This is a genomic window from Arthrobacter sp. HS15c, assembly GCF_040812005.1.
Taxonomy (GTDB): Bacteria; Actinomycetota; Actinomycetes; order Actinomycetales; family Micrococcaceae; genus Arthrobacter.
This window is the reverse complement of record NZ_JBFOHM010000001.1, coordinates 37,999-55,291: the sequence shown is the minus strand read 5'-3', so window position 1 is coordinate 55,291 and position 17,293 is coordinate 37,999. Positions and strand designations below refer to the sequence as shown.

Below are 17,293 nucleotides of genomic sequence, written 5' to 3'. Positions count from 1 at the left end.
TGCCCGGCCGCCCTGATTCAGTGGAGCTTAACAGCCAAACAGCAGTGAAGGGAGATGGCCGTGGCAAAGACACTGGCCGAGAAAGTCTGGGACGCGCACGTGGTGCGCAAAGGCGACGGCGAAGGAGCCAACGCCCAGCCCGACCTTCTCTTCATCGACCTGCACCTCGTCCATGAGGTGACCTCCCCGCAGGCTTTTGAGGGACTGCGGCTGGCGGGCCGGAAGCTGCGGCGCCCGGACCTCACCATTGCCACCGAGGACCACAACACTCCCACGCTGGACATTGACAAGCCCATTGCCGACCTCACCAGCCGTACCCAGATCCAGACGCTGCGGAACAACTGCGCCGAGTTCGGCGTCCGGCTGCATTCGCTCGGGGACGCCGAGCAGGGCATCGTCCACGTAGTCGGACCGCAGCTGGGCCTGACCCAGCCCGGCATGACCGTGGTCTGCGGCGACTCGCACACCTCCACTCACGGCGCGTTCGGCGCCCTCGCAATGGGCATCGGCACGTCCGAGGTGGAGCATGTCATGGCCACCCAGACCCTGTCCCTGAAGCCGTTCAAGACCATGGCCATCAACGTCGAGGGCACACTGCGTCCTGGTGTTACGGCCAAGGACATTATCCTCGCCGTGATCGCCAAGATCGGCACGGGCGGGGGCCAGGGCTACGTCCTGGAATACCGCGGCTCAGCCATCCGGGCGCTGTCCATGGATGCGCGGATGACCATCTGCAACATGTCCATCGAAGCCGGGGCCCGTGCCGGCCTCGTCGCGCCGGACCAGACCACCTACGACTACATGTACGGGCGCCCGCACGCCCCGCAGGGCGCAGAGTGGGACGCCGCCGTCGAGTACTGGAACACCCTGCGTACCGACGACGACGCAACCTTTGACGTCGAGGTGGACCTGGACGCCGACACGCTTGAGCCGTTCGTCACCTGGGGGACCAACCCGGGCCAGGGCGTCTCGCTTTCGTCCTCGGTTCCGTCCCCGGAGGACTTCGGCGACGAGAACGCCAAGGCTGCCGCAGAGCGCGCCCTGCAGTACATGGGCCTGACCGCCGGTACGCCCATGAAGGACATCCGGGTGGACACCGTCTTCCTGGGCTCGTGCACCAATTCGCGGATGGAGGATCTGCGCGCCGCCGCCGACATCGTCCGCGGCCGCCAGAAAGACCCGAACATCCGCATGCTGGTGGTTCCCGGTTCGGCGCGCGTCCGGTTGGAAGCCGAGGCCGAGGGCCTGGACAAGGTCTTCAAGGACTTCGGTGCCGAGTGGCGCTTCGCTGGCTGCTCCATGTGCCTGGGCATGAACCCGGACCAGCTGGAGGTCGGGGAGCGCTGCGCCTCAACCTCGAACCGGAACTTCGAAGGCCGGCAGGGCAAGGGCGGACGCACGCACCTCGTCTCGCCGGTGGTGGCAGCAGCCACGGCCATCCGCGGCACCCTGAGCTCGCCGTCGGACCTTGATCCGGCCCCCGAATCCGCCGCCATCCGCACCGACGCAGCCTAGGAGACCGCCATGGAAAAGTTCACCACCCACACGGGCATCGGCGTCCCGCTGCGCCAGAGCAACGTCGACACGGACCAGATCATCCCGGCTGTCTACCTGAAGCGGATCACCCGGACCGGCTTTGAGGACGCGCTCTTCTCCGCCTGGCGCAAGGACCCCTCCTTCATCCTGAACCAGGCGCCGTTCAACGCCGGTTCCGTCCTGGTGGCCGGGCCGGACTTCGGCACCGGATCGTCCCGCGAGCACGCCGTCTGGGCGCTGAAGGACTACGGCTTCAAGACCGTCCTGTCCTCCCGGTTCGCCGACATCTTCCGCGGCAACTCCGGCAAGCAGGGCCTGCTGGCAGCCGAACTGGCCCAGGACGACATCGAGCTGATCTGGAAAGAGCTCGAGAACGCCCCAGGCACCGAAGTCACCGTTGACCTGCTGTCCAAGACAGTTGTCTGCGGCAACATCGTGGCACCGTTCGAGATCGACGATTACACCCGCTGGCGCCTGCTCGAAGGCCTCGACGACATCGGCCTGACGCTCCAGCACGAAGAGGACATCACCGCCTACGAGGCCACACGCCCCGCCTTCAAGCCGAAAACGCTCCCGGCCCGCCTGTCCTGAACCAGCGGAACGGAAGCTGATACGCCGGGCCACGGAGGGCGCCACGCGGGCCCTCCCACCACACCGGCGGGGCCCGCGTATTTCGGTTCGGTAACGCGACCTCCTATGCTTAGCTGGAGCCTTTGCAAGGACTTGGGGGCGAGTAATCGTAAGGAAACCGGTATATGAGTAGTGTTCTGACAATCCGCGGCGGAGTCCCGCTTACAGGCCGCGTCACCGTCCGCGGGGCCAAGAATCTTGTCCCCAAGGCCATGGTGGCGGCGTTGCTGGGCAACGAACCCTCGGTGTTGCGGAACGTTCCGGAGATCAAGGACGTGGAGGTCGTCACCTCCCTCCTGCAGCTGCACGGGGTGACCGTGGCGAAGGATCCCGTCAACGGTGACCTGACGCTCGACCCCAAGGCGGCCAAGACTGCCCCCAGCACCGCCATCGACGCCCACGCCGGCGACTCCAGGATTCCGATCCTGCTGTGCGGACCGCTGATCCACGCCATCGGTGAGGCCTTCATTCCTGACCTGGGCGGCTGCAAAATCGGCGACCGGCCCATCGACTACCACCTCAATGTGCTGCGCCAGTTCGGAGCGGTCGTGGAAAAACGCCCGGGCGGCATCCACATCTCCGCGCCCAAGGGCCTGCACGGAGCCAAGATCTCCCTGCCCTATCCTTCCGTGGGGGCCACCGAGCAGGTCCTGCTGAGCGCTACCCGCGCCGAAGGCATCACCGAGCTCTCAGGTGCCGCCACGGAACCGGAAATCATCGACCTCATTGCCGTGCTGCAGAAGATGGGCGCCATCATCAGCGTCCAGACGGACCGCACCATCCGCATCGAAGGCGTCCGTGACCTCGGCGGCTACAACCACCGCGCCCTCTCGGACCGCAACGAATCGGCGTCGTGGGCATCTGCGGCGCTTGTAACGCGCGGCGATATCTTTGTTGAAGGCGCCTCGCAGCGGGACATGATGACCTTCCTCAACACCTACCGGAAGGTGGGCGGCGGCATGGACATCGGCGAGGACGGCATCCGCTTCTACCACCGAGGCGGCAAGCTCAACCCGCTGGTACTGGAAACCGACGTGCACCCCGGCTTTATGACCGACTGGCAGCAGCCGCTCGTGGTGGCGCTGACCCAGGCTGAAGGCGTGTCGATTGTGCACGAGACCGTCTACGAGAACCGCTTCGGCTTCACCGACGCGCTGATCCGGATGGGGGCCAGCATCCAGGTGCACCGCGAATGCCTGGGCAGCGTGCCGTGCCGTTTCGGCCAGCGCAACTTCCTCCATTCGGCTGTCATCTCCGGACCCACCCAGCTCAAGGGCACCGACATCGACGTCCCCGACCTGCGCGGCGGCTTCAGCCACCTCATCGCCGCCCTGGCGGCCACCGGCACGTCCCGTGTGACCGGAATCGACATCATTAACCGCGGCTACGAGCGGTTCACGGAAAAACTGGCAGGCCTCGGCGCCGATTTCGACATCACCACGGCAAAGTAGCGGGGGGCACGTGAAGGAATCGGCCAAGAGCCAGGCCACGTTTGTGGTTGTTGCCGGTATTGTGCGGCCGGTGATGAACCTGCTGATGAACAAGAAGTGGGAGGGCACGGACCGGCTTCCCGCTGGCGGCTTCATCGCAGCCCCCAACCACTGCACCGAGATCGACCCGCTCATTGTGGGCCACCTGCTCTATAACAACAAACGTGCGCCGCACTTCCTGGCGAAGGCCGGACTCTTTAAGGTGCCCGTGCTGGGCTGGGTCCTGAGGGCCACGAAGCAGGTCCCCGTGGAACGGTCGACGGCGGGAGCCAACCGTTCGCTGCAGGTCGCCCAGGAGATCGTCGCCGAGGGCGGGGCCATCATCATCTACCCTGAAGGCACCCTGACCAGGGACCCGGACCTGTGGCCCATGAAAGGCCACACCGGTGCAGCCAGGCTCGCGCTCGAGGGCGGCATTCCCGTCGTTCCGATTGCGCACTGGGGCGCCCACGAAGTCTTCCCGCGCTACGCCAAGCGGTTCCACATCTTTCCGCGCAAGACGTCCCGGGTTGTGGTGGGCGATCCGGTGGACCTCAGCCCCTACATGGGCCGTCCGCTGGACAAGGCAACCCTGACGGCGGCCACTGAGGCGATCATGGACGCCGTCACCGCCTTGCTGGCAGGCATCCGGAACGAAGAGCCACCCGCCGAGCGCTGGGATCCCGCCAAACACAACCAGGCAAAGCACGGCCGCTTTGTTGAACGGGGGCAGCAGGCCGCAGCTCCCGGTACGGCTGCAGGAACCGCAGGTGCGGCCGGCAGCCAGGCCGGCGACGAGGCGGACGCCACGTGACGGTTGCAGGACTCCGCCCCGGTTCGGCCCGCTCCGTTGCTGTCCTTGGGGCCGGCTCCTGGGGGACTACCTTCGCCAAGATCCTGGCCGACGCCGCCATCGCCGCAGGCGACGAACGGCAGATCCGCGTGTGGGGCCGGCGCCCCGAAGTGGTGGAGCAAATCAACACCATCCACCGCAACATCCAGTACCTGAAGGACATCGCCCTGCCGGCGAGCATCACCGCGTCCACGGATGTGGAAATGGTGCTGGCAGGGGCTGACCTCGTGGTTTTGGCCGTACCGGCCCAGTCTCTGCGGCTCCAGCTCCGCGAGTGGAAGCCGCTGATCGACCCGCAGGCCACGGTCGTGTCCCTGATGAAGGGACTGGAGCTCGACACCGACGCCCGGATGAGCGAGGTCATCAGCCAGGAGCTCGGGATCCCCGCTGACCGCATCGCGGTGGTATCGGGTCCCAACCTGGCCATGGAAATCGCCCGCGAGGAGCCGACGGCGTCAGTGGTGGCCTGTACCGATGCGGAGGCTGCCGGCTGGATCGCGCGGACCTGCACTGCGCCCTATTTCCGTCCCTACACCACGGCCGACGTCGTGGGCGTGGAGATCGGCGGCATCGTCAAGAACGTCATTGCCCTCGCCGTGGGTATCTGCGAGGGCAAGCAGATGGGGGACAACACCAAGGCCTCCGTGATCACCAGGGGCCTGGCTGAAACCTCGCGGCTGGCACTGGCCCTCGGCGGCGAGGCCCAGACGATGGCCGGCCTCGCCGGTCTCGGCGACCTCGTGGCCACATGCTCCTCGCCGCTGTCCCGCAACCACACCGCAGGCCGGCTGCTGGGGCAGGGCCTGACACTCGACGAAGTGGCCCAGAAAATGACCCAGACCGCCGAAGGGATCAAGTCCGGCCAGGCCGTACACGAACTGGCAGGCAAGCTCGGCGTCGAAATGCCCATTACCGCAGCCGTTGTGGCCGTCCTGGCCGGCAAACTGTCCGTTGACCAACTCGGGCCGCTGTTGCTGGCCCGGGAACTGAAACCTGAAGGCGATTACTGACGATGTCCGAAGACAACCTGACCGCAGCGGCCCCGTCCACCGCACCAAAGCCGCGGGTGGCCGTGCTGTTCGGCGGCCGGTCCAGCGAACATGCGGTGAGCTGCGTGACCGCCGCCGGCGTGCTCGGCGCCATCAACAAGGACAAATACGAGGTCATCCCCATCGGCATCGCCAAGTCGGGCCAGTGGGTTCTTGCGTCCGGGGACACAGCCCAGTGGTCACTGTCCGCGTCGGCGCTTCCGGAGGTCCCGCCGTCGTCCGAAACTGTGACGCTGGCGGAGATCGGCGGCGAGCACCAGCTCATCGTTGCCGCACCCAACGAAGTGCCCCAGGAACTGGGAACGGTCGACGTCGTTTTCCCGCTCCTGCACGGACCGTTTGGTGAGGACGGCACCATCCAGGGGCTGTTGGAACTTTCCGACACCCGCTACGTTGGCGCCGGGGTCCTGGCCTCTGCGGTGGGCATGGACAAGCACTTCATGAAAGTGGTCTTTGAGGCGGCGGGACTCCACGTGGGACCGTACATTGCGGTCACCGACCGGCAATGGCTCACAGACGCTGAAGCGGTCCGGAAACAGGTGGACCGCCTCGGTTTCCCCGTGTTCGTGAAGCCCGCACGCGCAGGATCTTCCATGGGAATCTCCAAGGTGGACTCGCTGGAGGGCCTGGACGCCGCCGTCGAGGAAGCCCGCCGCCATGACCTCAAGCTGGTCATCGAAGCCGGCATCGTGGGACGGGAAATCGAGTGCGCCGTCCTGGAAGGCCGCGGGACGGCAGCGCCGCGGACCTCCATGCCGGGTGAGATTTCCGTGGCCGGGGGAGGGCACGAGTTCTACGACTTCAACGCCAAGTATGTTGAGGACGACGCCGCCGCGCTGAGCTGCCCCGCTGACATCCCCGAGGAAGCAATCGCCCGTGTCCGTGAGCTGGCCGCCGCAGCGTTCGATGCTGTGGGGGCCGAGGGACTGAGCCGCGTCGACTTCTTCTACACCCCTGAGGGTGAGCTGATCATCAACGAGATCAACACCATGCCAGGCTTCACCCCGAAGAGCATGTACCCCCAGATGTGGGCGGCGTCCGGGCTGGACTACGCAGACCTCATTGACGAACTCATCTACCTGGCACTTAACCGGAAGACCGGGCTGCGTTAAGGGCCCACCCGCCGGCACCCTGTCGAGACCTACTGGGTGGACGGCAGGTTCTGCAGCTCCTCCTGGCCGACGCAGTTCCCGGTGGCGGGGATCTTCGCGGCAGCCGCCGACAGGTCGGCAAGGACAGTCGCTGAGCTGATGTTCCCGGGGTCCATCAGGATTTCGGTGGCCGGTTCCCGGCCGAAGGTGGTCAGGGTGTAGACCGGGTCGCCTTCCTTGATGACCCAGTCAATGCCGTTCACACTGACGCAGCGGTCTGTGGTCGGTCCCGGGACGTTGACGCCGCAGCGCAGGATCACCTGGGACGGGTCGCCCCACGCAGCAGTAGCCTGGCTGTTGGTTTTCCGCAGGCCCGCGTCCCCGATCGCATCGGGCAGGGCCACCATCATCGGCGCGCAGGCGGGGTTGGCCGCATCCTGGGCGGCCGAGACATCCACCACCGGCGAACACGCGGTCAGGGCAAGTACCGCCAGCAGGACCGCCACTCCCCCGGAAGCCCTGGTGAGCGCCGATTGGGCGGGCATGGTTATTGCAGGCAAGGGGGTGCGGCGCATCAAACCATCATCTCTAATTTGGTGATGCCGGCGCCAATCCGCCGGCATTTAGCACGGCGGCTACGAAAACATCCTGAATGCCGCAAGAATATGGGGACTGGCGGCGTATTCGATTTCCCAGGTGTCTGTCCGCGGGGCTGCAGGGCTATAAAATGCTGACCAAATGACGAAAATAATCGACATTGACGTCGCACGCCGAACCGTCACGAAGGAGGTGAACTCCGTTCGTGTGACTTCGGCGGCCCAAGGGCTCAAATCCCTCGCTTGGGCTGGTGCAGTGGTGGTCCTTACCCTGTTCACCTGGGCACGCCTCCCTGCCATGACACGCAGGACAGTATGGGCCGAGGACGGCGGTGTGTTCCTCCGGGACGTGCTCAGCGACGGCCACCTGCGCAGCATTGCCTTGCCCTACGATGGCTGCCTCCACGTACTGCCGCGTGCGTTGGCCAGCATGGCGCACGCAGTGGTGCCACTTCAGGGATACGCGGTGGCAATGTCGCTGATGAGCTGTCTGGTCGTGGCGCTCATTTCCGTCGGCGTCTTCCATCTTTCCCGCTGCGTCTCCGAGTCCGTGCCGGTACGGCTAATGATCGCGGCTATCCCTGTACTGCTGCCCATAGGTCCGGAGGAAGTACTTGGCAATGCCGCAAACCTCCACTGGTACCTCCTATGGCTCGCGCCTTGGTTGCTGCTGCATAAACCCAAGTCGCCCGTTGTGGGCGGGACGATGTTTGTTGTGGCCTTCGTTACTGCCTCCAGTGAGATCATCACCGGCATGTTCCTGCCCCTGGCCATCTGGACGGCGATCCGGCGTCGCAACTTTGCAGCACCGGCAGGACTGTTTCTGGGCATCATCCTGCAGGTTCTGACAACGCTGAACAACCCTCGGTTCACCGGACCGTCGCCCTCCGATGTTGCGGACGGCTGGTCGGTCTTTTTGGGTTTTGGATTATTGCCGATCGGCTCAATCTGGCACCCCGACAGCCGGACCCTGGCTTCAAACATCGTCACGTTCGGGGCATGGTCCCTGCTCGTCCCTGCGCTCCTGGTCCTCGGGCTGCTCGCCTACACCGTTGTTGCAGGCCGACGCGACCTGAAGATCGCCGCCGCAGGCGCCTTCGCAGCCTCCTGGATCTGCTGGATCGCATCAGTCGTGCTGAGCGGCAACATCATGTTCACCTATGCCAGGTTCGTGCAGGCCGATTGGGCCGGGTTCGGCTACATGCGCTATGCGGCCGCTCCGGCCATGTTCCTTCTCCTGCTGCTCCCGCTCGCTGCGGCGGCCGCACTTGAACGACGGCGGATATCGCGCAGCGCTTCGATACTGGTGACTGGTTTTTTCCTGGCCTTCCTCATGGTCAGTTACTTCCCCGCGACCACCTTTCGCCAAGAAGGCCCCGCCTGGGCGCCAGGCGTGGATTCGGCGAGGCTCGCATGCCAAAGCGACCCGGCCCTGCCCAGCGCAGCAGCGGTAGTTGCACCCGCGATCTGGAAGTTTGCCCAGGTTCAAATTCCCTGCCAGGACTTACGCGGAGATTGAACCGTCCCGATGCGACTGCCGGGCGCCGTGCATTGTCAGATCCGGGCGGTAGCGTAGTGGGGTGCCTGAAATTCCCTTGCCAGAAAAAACACTGACGGTCGCCGGTCTGTCCGAATCCGATCTGCTGGACCGCATCTTTCCGCGGCTGGAGCTGGACAGCCGCCATTCCGCAGCCACGTTGCTGGGGCCGGGGGACGACGCCGCGATCATTGCCGCGCCGGACGGACGGACGGTCATCAGCATCGACACCCAGGTGCAGGACCAGGACTTCCGGCTCCAGTGGCCCAGCGGGTACCGCACCACCGGCTTTGACGTGGGCTGGAAGGCTGCTGCCCAGAACCTCAGTGACATCAATGCCATGGGCGCCACGGCCACGTCCATGGTGGTCAGCCTCACGCTGCCGCCGGACACACCGGTCAGCTGGGTGGAGGACCTTGCCGACGGCCTGACGGCCGGCATCCGGGACCTGGGCGCCAAGGACTGTTCCGTGGCCGGCGGCGATCTTGGCCGGGGACGGGAAATATCTGTCAGCGTCGCGGTGCTGGGAACACTCAGCGGCGGAACGCCCGTGCTCAGGTCCGGAGCCCGCCCGGGGGACGTGCTGGCGCTCGCGGGAACCGTGGGACGGGCTGCAGCGGGGCTCGCCCTTCTGGAATCGGACTCAGCGGATGACTCACTCAGCCCGGAACAGCGGAAACTTGTAACCCTGCAGTGCAGGCCGTGGCCGCCTCTTGCCGCTGGTCCGCAGGCCCGGGCCGGCGGTGCAACAGCAATGCTGGACGTCTCGGACGGACTGCTCCGCGACGGCACCCGGCTCGCACGTTCCAGCAACGTCATCCTTGACCTGGATCCGCTGACGCTCAAGCAGCTCGCCGAAGGGCTGGAACCGGCGTCGCGCCTGCTCAACAACGACCCCCTGGGCTGGGTACTTGCCGGGGGAGAGGACCACGGGCTCCTGGCCACATTCCCTCCCGGCATTCAGCTGCCTCCCGGATTCACTGCGATAGGCTCAGTACAGGCCCCGGGAGAAACTGAAAGCCCGGGCATCACAATTGCGGGCCACGCCGCGGACACCGGGGGATGGGATCACTTTGCACACTAAGGTTGCCGCCAACGCGCAAGCGATGAAGCGATGGTTGGGCAAAGCTGAAACGGCCCTCGGCAACCACAGCGACCGCCTCAACGCAATCAACATCTTTCCCGTGGCAGACGGCGATACCGGCACCAACCTTTACCTAACCGTCCGCGCGGCAACCCAGGCGCTCCACGGCCACGGACCAGGCGCCGGCCACAGCGGGGACCCGCGCCAGCCTGACGCCGCACAAACGGACGTCGGTGCAGTTTTGGCGGCAGCCGGCCAGGCGGCCATGGAACAGGCCAGGGGCAACTCCGGCACACTTTTCGCCGTCTTCCTGTGCGCCGCCGCGGAGCCACTGGCAGGCCATACCCGGCTGACGTCCACCCTGCTCGCCGCGGCGCTCAACCGGGCCCAGATCAGGGCCTGGTCCGCGTTGAGCGACCCCGTCCCGGGCACCATGCTCTCTGTCATGGAAGCCGCCGCCCGTGCCGCCGCCGCGGTTGATGCCGGGCAGAACGGTGACGACAGCAACCATGCCCTGGGCCTTTCGCTGGACGCCGCGGTTGAGGGTGCCCTGGCCGCAGTCATCCGGACCGAGGGGCAGCTGGACGCGCTCCAGGCAGCGCACGTCGTGGACGCCGGCGGCGTGGGGATGCTGCTCATCCTGGACTGCCTCCGCTCCGCCATCCTGGGCGAGGAACTCCAAAGCGAACTCCTGGACGGGCTGCACGGCTACGACGTCCAGGACCCGCACATCCACACCAGCATGCCTGACGACGACGGCGTTGAGGTCATGTGCACCATCAGCCTCTCGCCGCTCAACGCGGCCACCCTCCGGCAGCGGCTGGACGAGATCGGCGAGTCCGTCATCATGAGCCAGGTCGGCACCGCCGCTGAGGCGGACGGCAACTACCGCTGGCGTGTCCACGTCCACGTTCCAGACGCTGAACCCGCCGTCAGGCTCATCCGTTCCCTGGGCGAACCCATGCAGATCACGGTCAGTGAGCTCGCCCTGCCCCGCGACCCCCAGGCCGACCCGGTGAACTCCAGTGGGCATGAGCGCTGAACTCGACCTGGACCTCGGACGCATGGTCGGCAAACGCTCCGCCGGCGTCATCGCGAAACACCTTGGCCTGACCACCGTCGGTGCACTGCTGAACTACTTTCCGCGCCGATACCTGGACCGGGGTGAACTGACGCCCATCAGCGAGGTCCCGCTGGATGAGGACGTCACCCTGATAGCCAGGGTCGTGTCCATCAGCACCCGGACCATGAAGGCACGCCGCGGCACCATCACCGACGTCGTGATTTCCGACGACGACGGGACGCCGGGGCTCCGGATGGTAGGGGGGAGCGACTTCCGCGGCAAAGTCCCGGGCACGCTCAAGGTCAGCTTCTTCAACGGCTACCGCGCCAAGGCTGAGCTCCTGCAGGGGCGGCGGGCGCTGTTCTCCGGCAAGGTCACACGCTATGGGGGTCTGCTGGGACTCACCAACCCGGATTTCCTGTTGCTGGACGAGGACCCTTTCGTCCAGGGCAAGGATCCGGAGTCCCTGGCCCTGATGCCGATCCCGGTGTACCCGGCCACGGGCAAACTCACCAGCTGGGCCATCCAGAAGGTCGTCGAGGCGCTGCTGCAAACGGCCGACCTCGACGAGCTGCCGGACCCGGTTCCGCCCGCTGTAGCGGCACGTGAAAAGTTCCTGCCGGTCGCTGAGGCGTACCGGCTGATCCACGCACCGGAGTCGACAGCGGACTGGCAGCGTGCGCGGGACCGTTTCCGGTACCAGGAAGCCCTGGTCCTGCAGGCGGCGCTCGCCCGTCGCCGTGCCCAGCTGGCCGCGGAGGAAGCCACCGCACGGCGCCCGGTGGCGGACGGCCTGCTGGCCGCCTTCGACCGGCAGCTGCCGTTCACCCTGACCGCCGGCCAGGCCGCCATTGGCAAAACGCTCTCCACCGAGCTCGCCCAGGACGGCCCCATGAACAGGCTGCTGCAGGGCGAGGTGGGCTCGGGGAAGACGGTCGTGGCGCTCCGGGCCATGCTGCAGGTAGTGGACGCCGGGGGGCAGGCGGCCCTGTTGGCGCCTACGGAAGTCCTCGCCGCCCAGCACTTCGAATCCATCAGGCGCACCCTGGGCCCCCTGTCCCGCGACGGGCTGCTGGGCGGATTCGGCAATGAAGCTGTGCAGGTGACCCTTCTGACCGGGTCCATGTCCACAGCCGCCCGCAAGCAGGCCTTGCTGGACGCTGCTTCGGGAACAGCTGGGATCGTGATCGGCACGCACGCCCTGCTCAGTGGCAACGTGTCCTTCTACGACCTCGGCCTGATCGTGGTGGACGAGCAGCACCGGTTCGGCGTTGAACAGCGGGATGCCCTGCGGGCGAAGGCAAGCAAACCCCCGCACCTGTTGGTTATGACAGCCACACCCATTCCCCGGACCGTCGCGATGACGGTTTTTGGAGACCTTGAAACGTCGGTGCTTGATGAGCTGCCCGCGGGCAGGGCCCCGATTTCCACGCATGTGGTGGGTCTGGCCGAGAACCCTGGCTGGGCCGGCCGCATCTGGTCCCGTTCGCGGGAGGAGATCGAGGCCGGACACCAGGTTTATGTCGTCTGCCCAAAGATCGGAACCGACGACGACGGCGACTTCAGCCCGGGCGAAACGGAACCGACCGCGGCGGACCTGGAAGAGAACGGAACAGCCCGCGAACTCGCGTCGGTGACGGCCGTCGTCGAGCAGCTCCAGCAGGAGCCGGCCCTGGCCGGCGTGCCGTTGGCTCCGCTTCACGGCCGCCAGGACCCCGCGGTCAAGTCAGCGGCCATGGCGGACTTCACGGCCAACCGGACCAAACTCCTGGTTTCCACCACAGTCATCGAGGTGGGCGTTGATGTCCACAACGCAACCCTCATGGTCATCCTCGACGCCGACCGTTTCGGTATTTCCCAGCTCCACCAGCTCCGTGGGCGGGTGGGCCGAGGCGGCCATCCCGGCACGTGCCTGCTGGTGACCACCCTGGAGCCCGGCCATCCGAGCCGCCGCCGGCTGGACGCCGTGGCCTCCACCACCGACGGGTTTGAACTCTCGCAGGAAGACCTGAAGCTGAGGCGTGAAGGGGACATCCTGGGCGCCTCACAGTCAGGTGGCCGTTCCACCCTGAAACTCCTCAGGGTGCTGGAGCACGAGGACATCATTGCCAGGGCACGGGAGGACGCCCAGAAGATCGTGGGTTCGGACCCCTCCCTGCAGCAGCATCCGCAGCTGGCACAAGCCATCGATGGATACCTTAACCCCGAAAAGGAGGCGTTCCTTGAACGCGGATAACGTGGCGCAAGCCGGCACAGCGGCACCGTACGGGAGGTGCCCGGCATGAGCAGGATCATCGCGGGAGCCGCCGGCGGCACCCCGTTGACCAGTGTGCCAGGATCGCTGACGCGGCCCACCACGGACCGGGTCAAGGAAGCACTGTTTTCGCGGTTGGACGCCTTCGACGTCATTTCCGGCGCGCGGGTCCTGGACCTGTACGCCGGGTCCGGGTCGCTCGGTGTGGAGAGCGGCAGCAGGGGCGCGGGCACTGTTGACCTCGTCGAGTTCGACGCCAAGGCCAGCGGCGTGTGCCAGCGCAACGCGGACCTGGTCAACGGCGTGGTGGGGCGGAAAGTCGTCACAGTACACCGCTCCAAGGTGGAGTCGTTCCTCGAACGGGCCACACTGGATGCCAGCTGGGACCTTGTCTTCCTGGATCCCCCCTACCCGCTGGATGAGTCCGCCCTGTCCGCCGTGCTCGCCAAACTCAACGCACACCTGGCACCGGCCGCCGTCGTGGTGGTTGAGCGGTCGTCGCGTTCGCCGGAACCGGCCTGGCCGCAGGCCATGGAACGGTTCGCCGAGAAGAAGTATGGGGAGACGCGGCTGTGGTTCGCCGAGCCGTCCGTTCCGGACGCTGTTCAGGCCGACGAAGCCGTTGACGAACAGGCTGGGGCGTCGGGCAGCAACTAAACGCCATCAGCTGACGTCAGCCCGCCAGTCCGTCCAGGTCAACGCCTGCCAGCACCCTGGCCGGATGCGGTCCCCGTGCGGTCAGTTCAACTGACCAGCTGTCCGGCCACGGGACCTGGGTTCCGGCGAGGATGATGTTGCCCGGATAGCGCCCGTCGAACATCCCCGCTTCCGCGAAGGCGGCGACGTCCTCCATTGCCCGGCGCAACGCAGCTGCCTGGCTGCGCACCAGGGTGAGGCCAGGCTCGTCCCCGACGTTCACGATCAGGATCCCGTTGGCCGTGAGCCGCGCGCGGGCCTCCTGGTAGAACTCCATGCACGCGATGTGGCCTGGAGCGTCCGGACCCGAGAAGATGTCCAGGATCACGACGTCGAACCGCAGTTCCGGAGCCAGTCCGGCGAGGGCGTCACGGGCGTCTCCGATCACCGGATGCAGGTCTGTCCCCTCAGGCAAGGGTAGTTGTTGAAGCACGAAGTCCAGCAGTTCGCGCTCCAGCTCGACGGCGTACTGGACTGATCCTGGCCTCGTCGCCTGGATGTAGCGGGCCAGGGTGAGGGCGCCGGCCCCGAGGTGGAGCGCCCTGATCGGCTGCCCTTCCGGAGCCGCGAGGTCCACCAGGTGGCCGATGCGGCGCAGGTACTCGTAGAAGATTTCCTCGGGATGCGCCACGTTGACGTGGGACTGTTCGGCGCCGCCGATGCTGAGGATGTACGCGCCGTCGATGAGGTCGTCGGCTTCAATGGCGGCATGTTGGCCGCTGGTCCGCAGGAACCTGCTTGCCGCGTGCTTGCCGTCCGCCGGCATCACAGTTTCCCGCGGAGCCCGGCCAGGCGGCCGGCGGCCTCTTCCAGGACTTCCACCTTTTTGCAGAACGCGAACCGGAGCAAACTGCGCGTCCGCTCGGCGCCGTGAGGATGGCAGAATACGGGAACGGGGATCGCGGCCACCCCTACGAGTGCGGGAAGCCGGCGGGCCAGGTCCACCGAGTCGCTGATCCCCAGCGGGGCGGTGTCCACGTTCACGAAGTACGTGCCCTGCGGCGTGAAGACGTCGAAACCGGCCGCGCGGAGCCCTTCACTGAGGATGTCGCGCTTGTGCCGCAGTGTGGCGGCAACGCCGGCGTAGAAGTCATCGGGGAGGGCGAGGGCCGTGGCGATGGCGGACTGGAACGGCGTCCCCGAACTGTAGGTCAGGAACTGCTTCACGGTGCGGATGGCCGACACCAGGTGCTCTGGTCCGGTCAGCCAGCCGATTTTCCACCCCGTGAAGGAAAAGGTCTTGCCTGCCGACGAAATGGTCACGGTCCGCTCCGCAGCCCCCGGCAGCGTGGCCACCGGAATGTGGCTGACACCAAAGGTCAGGTGCTCGTACACCTCATCGGTGACGATGAGGCAGTCGTGCTTCCGGGCAAGGTCAACGACGCGCTCGAGTACTTCCCGCGGGAAGACAGCACCCGTGGGATTGTGCGGGTTGTTGAGCAGCACCACCCGGGTGCGGTCGCTGAAGGCGGATTCAAGCGCTTCCATGTCGGGAAGGAAGTCCGGGGCAAGCAGCGGGGCCGTGACGTGGGTGGCTCCTGACAGCCCGATGATGGCGCCGTAGGAGTCATAGAAGGGTTCGAACGTCAGGACTTCGTCGCCGGGACCGGTCAGCGCCAGCAGCGAAGCGGCGATGCCCTCCGTGGCTCCCGTCGTGACGATGACCTCCGTCTGCGGGTCCGGGGCCAGCCCATAGAACCGTTCCTGGTGGGCCGCGACGGCCTCGCGGAGTTCCAGGATGCCCTTGCCGGGGGCATACTGGTTGGCCCCGGCGGCAATGGCGGCCTGGGCGGCGGCCCTGATCTCCGCCGGTCCGTCCTCATCCGGGAAACCCTGGCCGAGGTTGATGGCGCCGGTCTGCAGCGCCAGCGTGGTCATTTCTTCAAATATGGTGACCCCCAGTGCGCCGTCCTGCCCGAGCAGGTTGGCTCCGAGGGCTGCGCGCTGCCACGGAGCAGGTGCGGTGGGCGTAAAAAGGTCCCGTGGTGGATGCATTCAGTCATGGTATCCCGGCGTCCGGATGCGGTAGGTTCGGTGCATGAGACGCGCTGTCTGCCCCGGATCCTTTGACCCCATCCACAACGGCCATCTCGAGGTCATCGCGCGGGCGGCCGGCCTGTTTGATGAGGTGATAGTGGCCGTGTCCACCAACTATGCGAAGAAGTACAGGTTCAGCCTGGGTGATCGGATCGACATGGCCAGGGAGACCCTCGCATCCCTGAAGGGGATCGTGGTGGAACCTGTCGGGGAGGGCCTGCTGGCAGAGTATTGCCGCCAGCGGGGAGTCTCCGCGATCGTCAAAGGACTCCGGTCCTCATCCGATTTTGACTACGAACTGCCCATGGCCACCATGAACCGCCAGCTCAGCGGTGTGGAAACGGTCTTCCTGCCCGCCGAGGCGCATTACCTGCACCTGTCCTCCACCCTCATTAAGGAAGTTGCCGGTTTGGGCGGCAGTGTGTCGGACTACGTGCCCCGTTCGGTGCAAAAAAGGCTCCTGGCTGGCGAGTCTTCGTCCGAATAGCTGCCGAGAGGGTAGGCTAGTCCGGTACTCGGCGGCCTTCGGTGGCCTGGTTTGAGTCCAAACCGGACTTCAGGCTAAGATGGTACGTCGGTCATATGTTCAACAGGAGTTCTCATTAAGCGAGATGCTAGTTCGCCCTTGGCGTTCGACGTCAAGGACCTCGGGCGCAGCCCGGGAAGCATGCGGACACTGACGGAACATGTACCCGCACCAGGTGATCTTGGTGTGGCGCTCATTGGCGTTCAGGAAGGCTCGGATATCGAGCTGGATCTGAGGCTTGAGGCCGTACACGAAGGAATTCTGGTATCAGGAACCGCAATCGCTGCAGTAACGGGCGAGTGCGGCCGATGCCTGGATCCCCTTGCGTATGACCTTGAGGTCAATGTGCAAGAACTTTTCTTCTATGAAGGCGTCCTGCTTTCGGATGAGGAAGACGATGAAGAGCAACGTCGAGTCGAGCACGATCTGATCGATCTTGAACCGGTGTTGCGGGACGCAGTTGTCACCATGCTGCCGTTCCAGCCGGTGTGCCGGGAAGACTGCCAGGGCCTTTGTTCCGAATGCGGAACTCGCCTGGAAGACGAGCCGGGGCACCACCACGAGGTCTTGGATCCTCGCTGGGCTGCCCTAGCTGATATGGCTAAGCCTGACCGGCAAAATTGATTTGTACGTGTTTGTCTAGAGAGAAATGAGTTAGCCGTGGCTGTTCCCAAGCGGAAAATGTCTCGCTCGAATACCCGCGCCCGCCGCTCCCAGTGGAAGGCAACTGCCCCCCACCTGGTGAAGACCGTAGAGAACGGCCAGGTTACTTACAGCCTGCCGCACCAGGCAAAGGTCGTTACCGACTCGGCTGGCACTGCGCTGTTCCTTGAGTACAAGGGCCGCAAGGTCGCAGACGTCTAATTGGCCAT

17 protein-coding genes are annotated in these 17,293 nt (G+C 65.8%); 14 read left to right on the top strand and 3 right to left on the bottom strand.

Annotated features, from left to right (window positions below):
- Positions 1 to 60 precede the first annotated feature (60 nt).
- From leuC to ABV518_RS00240, 6 genes are all read left to right on the top strand, one after another.
- Positions 61 to 1,515, top strand: a complete 1,455-nt coding sequence (leuC, locus tag ABV518_RS00265; protein WP_367764839.1) for a 3-isopropylmalate dehydratase large subunit — start codon at positions 61 to 63, stop codon at positions 1,513 to 1,515.
- A 9-nt stretch (positions 1,516 to 1,524) separates the two neighbouring features.
- Positions 1,525 to 2,127: a 3-isopropylmalate dehydratase small subunit gene (leuD, locus tag ABV518_RS00260; RefSeq protein ID WP_310161999.1), complete on the top strand. Its 603-nt coding sequence runs from the start codon at positions 1,525 to 1,527 to the stop codon at positions 2,125 to 2,127.
- 164 nt (positions 2,128 to 2,291) lie between these two features.
- Entirely contained in the window at positions 2,292 to 3,617 is a 1,326-nt protein-coding gene (gene murA / locus ABV518_RS00255; RefSeq protein ID WP_131131769.1) for a UDP-N-acetylglucosamine 1-carboxyvinyltransferase, read from the top strand.
- A 10-nt stretch (positions 3,618 to 3,627) separates the two neighbouring features.
- A complete protein-coding gene (locus tag ABV518_RS00250) occupies positions 3,628 to 4,449 on the top strand; it encodes a lysophospholipid acyltransferase family protein (RefSeq protein WP_367764838.1) in 822 nt (273 codons plus the stop codon).
- Positions 4,446 to 5,498: an NAD(P)H-dependent glycerol-3-phosphate dehydrogenase gene (locus tag ABV518_RS00245; RefSeq protein WP_367764837.1), complete on the top strand. Its 1,053-nt coding sequence runs from the start codon at positions 4,446 to 4,448 to the stop codon at positions 5,496 to 5,498. The genes ABV518_RS00250 and ABV518_RS00245 overlap by 4 nt, the downstream gene beginning before the upstream one ends.
- 2 nt (positions 5,499 to 5,500) lie before the next feature.
- Positions 5,501 to 6,649 (top strand): D-alanine--D-alanine ligase family protein, encoded by a 1,149-nt coding sequence (locus ABV518_RS00240; protein ID WP_367764836.1) that lies wholly within the window; start codon positions 5,501 to 5,503, stop codon positions 6,647 to 6,649.
- Between the two features lie 29 nt (positions 6,650 to 6,678).
- Here the strand turns inward: ABV518_RS00240 and ABV518_RS00235 are convergent, their stop codons facing one another.
- On the bottom strand, positions 6,679 to 7,173 hold the full coding sequence (locus tag ABV518_RS00235) for a DUF3515 domain-containing protein (RefSeq protein ID WP_367764835.1): 495 nt from the start codon (positions 7,171 to 7,173) through the stop codon (positions 6,679 to 6,681).
- A gap of 385 nt (positions 7,174 to 7,558) precedes the next feature.
- Here ABV518_RS00235 and ABV518_RS00230 point away from each other — a divergent pair, with 385 nt between their 5' ends.
- The 5 genes from ABV518_RS00230 (at position 7,559) to rsmD (ending at position 13,819) form a co-directional block, all read left to right on the top strand.
- A complete protein-coding gene (locus ABV518_RS00230) occupies positions 7,559 to 8,743 on the top strand; it encodes a hypothetical protein (RefSeq protein WP_367764833.1) in 1,185 nt (394 codons plus the stop codon).
- A 61-nt stretch (positions 8,744 to 8,804) separates the two neighbouring features.
- On the top strand, positions 8,805 to 9,845 hold the full coding sequence (locus ABV518_RS00225) for a thiamine-phosphate kinase (protein ID WP_367764832.1): 1,041 nt from the start codon (positions 8,805 to 8,807) through the stop codon (positions 9,843 to 9,845).
- Between the two features lie 22 nt (positions 9,846 to 9,867).
- Positions 9,868 to 10,887, top strand: coding sequence for a DAK2 domain-containing protein (locus ABV518_RS00220; RefSeq protein ID WP_367764831.1), 1,020 nt, complete (start codon positions 9,868 to 9,870; stop codon positions 10,885 to 10,887).
- Positions 10,877 to 13,144 (top strand): ATP-dependent DNA helicase RecG, encoded by a 2,268-nt coding sequence (locus ABV518_RS00215; protein ID WP_367764830.1) that lies wholly within the window; start codon positions 10,877 to 10,879, stop codon positions 13,142 to 13,144. The genes ABV518_RS00220 and ABV518_RS00215 overlap by 11 nt, the downstream gene beginning before the upstream one ends.
- A gap of 45 nt (positions 13,145 to 13,189) precedes the next feature.
- Complete coding sequence (gene rsmD, locus ABV518_RS00210) at positions 13,190 to 13,819, top strand: 16S rRNA (guanine(966)-N(2))-methyltransferase RsmD (RefSeq protein ID WP_367764829.1); 630 nt, start codon at positions 13,190 to 13,192, stop codon at positions 13,817 to 13,819.
- 16 nt (positions 13,820 to 13,835) lie between these two features.
- Here the strand turns inward: rsmD and ABV518_RS00205 are convergent, their stop codons facing one another.
- Together ABV518_RS00205 and ABV518_RS00200 are read right to left on the bottom strand one after the other, a co-directional pair.
- Complete coding sequence (locus ABV518_RS00205) at positions 13,836 to 14,624, bottom strand: spermidine synthase (RefSeq protein WP_367764828.1); 789 nt, start codon at positions 14,622 to 14,624, stop codon at positions 13,836 to 13,838.
- Entirely contained in the window at positions 14,624 to 15,853 is a 1,230-nt protein-coding gene (locus ABV518_RS00200; protein WP_367764827.1) for an aminotransferase class I/II-fold pyridoxal phosphate-dependent enzyme, read from the bottom strand. Before ABV518_RS00200 ends, ABV518_RS00205 begins: the two co-directional genes overlap by 1 nt.
- 43 nt (positions 15,854 to 15,896) lie before the next feature.
- Between ABV518_RS00200 and coaD the strand changes: the two genes are divergently transcribed.
- The 3 genes from coaD to rpmF all read left to right on the top strand — a co-directional run bounded on the left by coaD (position 15,897) and on the right by rpmF (position 17,285).
- Complete coding sequence (gene coaD, locus ABV518_RS00195; RefSeq protein WP_131131778.1) at positions 15,897 to 16,382, top strand: pantetheine-phosphate adenylyltransferase; 486 nt, start codon at positions 15,897 to 15,899, stop codon at positions 16,380 to 16,382.
- Between the two features lie 138 nt (positions 16,383 to 16,520).
- Positions 16,521 to 17,045 carry a DUF177 domain-containing protein gene (locus ABV518_RS00190; protein WP_367764826.1) on the top strand — a complete coding sequence of 175 codons (525 nt, stop codon included), beginning with the start codon at positions 16,521 to 16,523 and terminating at the stop codon, positions 17,043 to 17,045.
- Between the two features lie 36 nt (positions 17,046 to 17,081).
- Positions 17,082 to 17,285, top strand: coding sequence for a 50S ribosomal protein L32 (gene rpmF, locus ABV518_RS00185; RefSeq protein WP_009356569.1), 204 nt, complete (start codon positions 17,082 to 17,084; stop codon positions 17,283 to 17,285).
- The last annotated feature ends 8 nt before the right edge of the window (positions 17,286 to 17,293 follow it).

What these genes read in the sequence shown, in the direction of transcription:
- leuD (WP_310161999.1), top strand. Translation starts at nt 1,525, where the DNA reads ATGGAAAAGTTCACCACCCACACGGGCATCGGCGTCCCGCTGCGCCAG.
- murA (WP_131131769.1), top strand. Translation starts at nt 2,292, where the DNA reads ATGAGTAGTGTTCTGACAATCCGCGGCGGAGTCCCGCTTACAGGCCGC.
- ABV518_RS00240 (WP_367764836.1), top strand. Translation starts at nt 5,501, where the DNA reads ATGTCCGAAGACAACCTGACCGCAGCGGCCCCGTCCACCGCACCAAAG.
- ABV518_RS00235 (WP_367764835.1), bottom strand. Translation starts at nt 7,173, where the DNA reads ATGCCCGCCCAATCGGCGCTCACCAGGGCTTCCGGGGGAGTGGCGGTC.
- ABV518_RS00220 (WP_367764831.1), top strand. Translation starts at nt 9,868, where the DNA reads ATGAAGCGATGGTTGGGCAAAGCTGAAACGGCCCTCGGCAACCACAGC.
- ABV518_RS00215 (WP_367764830.1), top strand. Translation starts at nt 10,877, where the DNA reads ATGAGCGCTGAACTCGACCTGGACCTCGGACGCATGGTCGGCAAACGC.
- rsmD (WP_367764829.1), top strand. Translation starts at nt 13,190, where the DNA reads ATGAGCAGGATCATCGCGGGAGCCGCCGGCGGCACCCCGTTGACCAGT.
- ABV518_RS00205 (WP_367764828.1), bottom strand. Translation starts at nt 14,624, where the DNA reads ATGCCGGCGGACGGCAAGCACGCGGCAAGCAGGTTCCTGCGGACCAGC.
- ABV518_RS00200 (WP_367764827.1), bottom strand. Translation starts at nt 15,853, where the DNA reads ATGCATCCACCACGGGACCTTTTTACGCCCACCGCACCTGCTCCGTGG.
- coaD (WP_131131778.1), top strand. Translation starts at nt 15,897, where the DNA reads ATGAGACGCGCTGTCTGCCCCGGATCCTTTGACCCCATCCACAACGGC.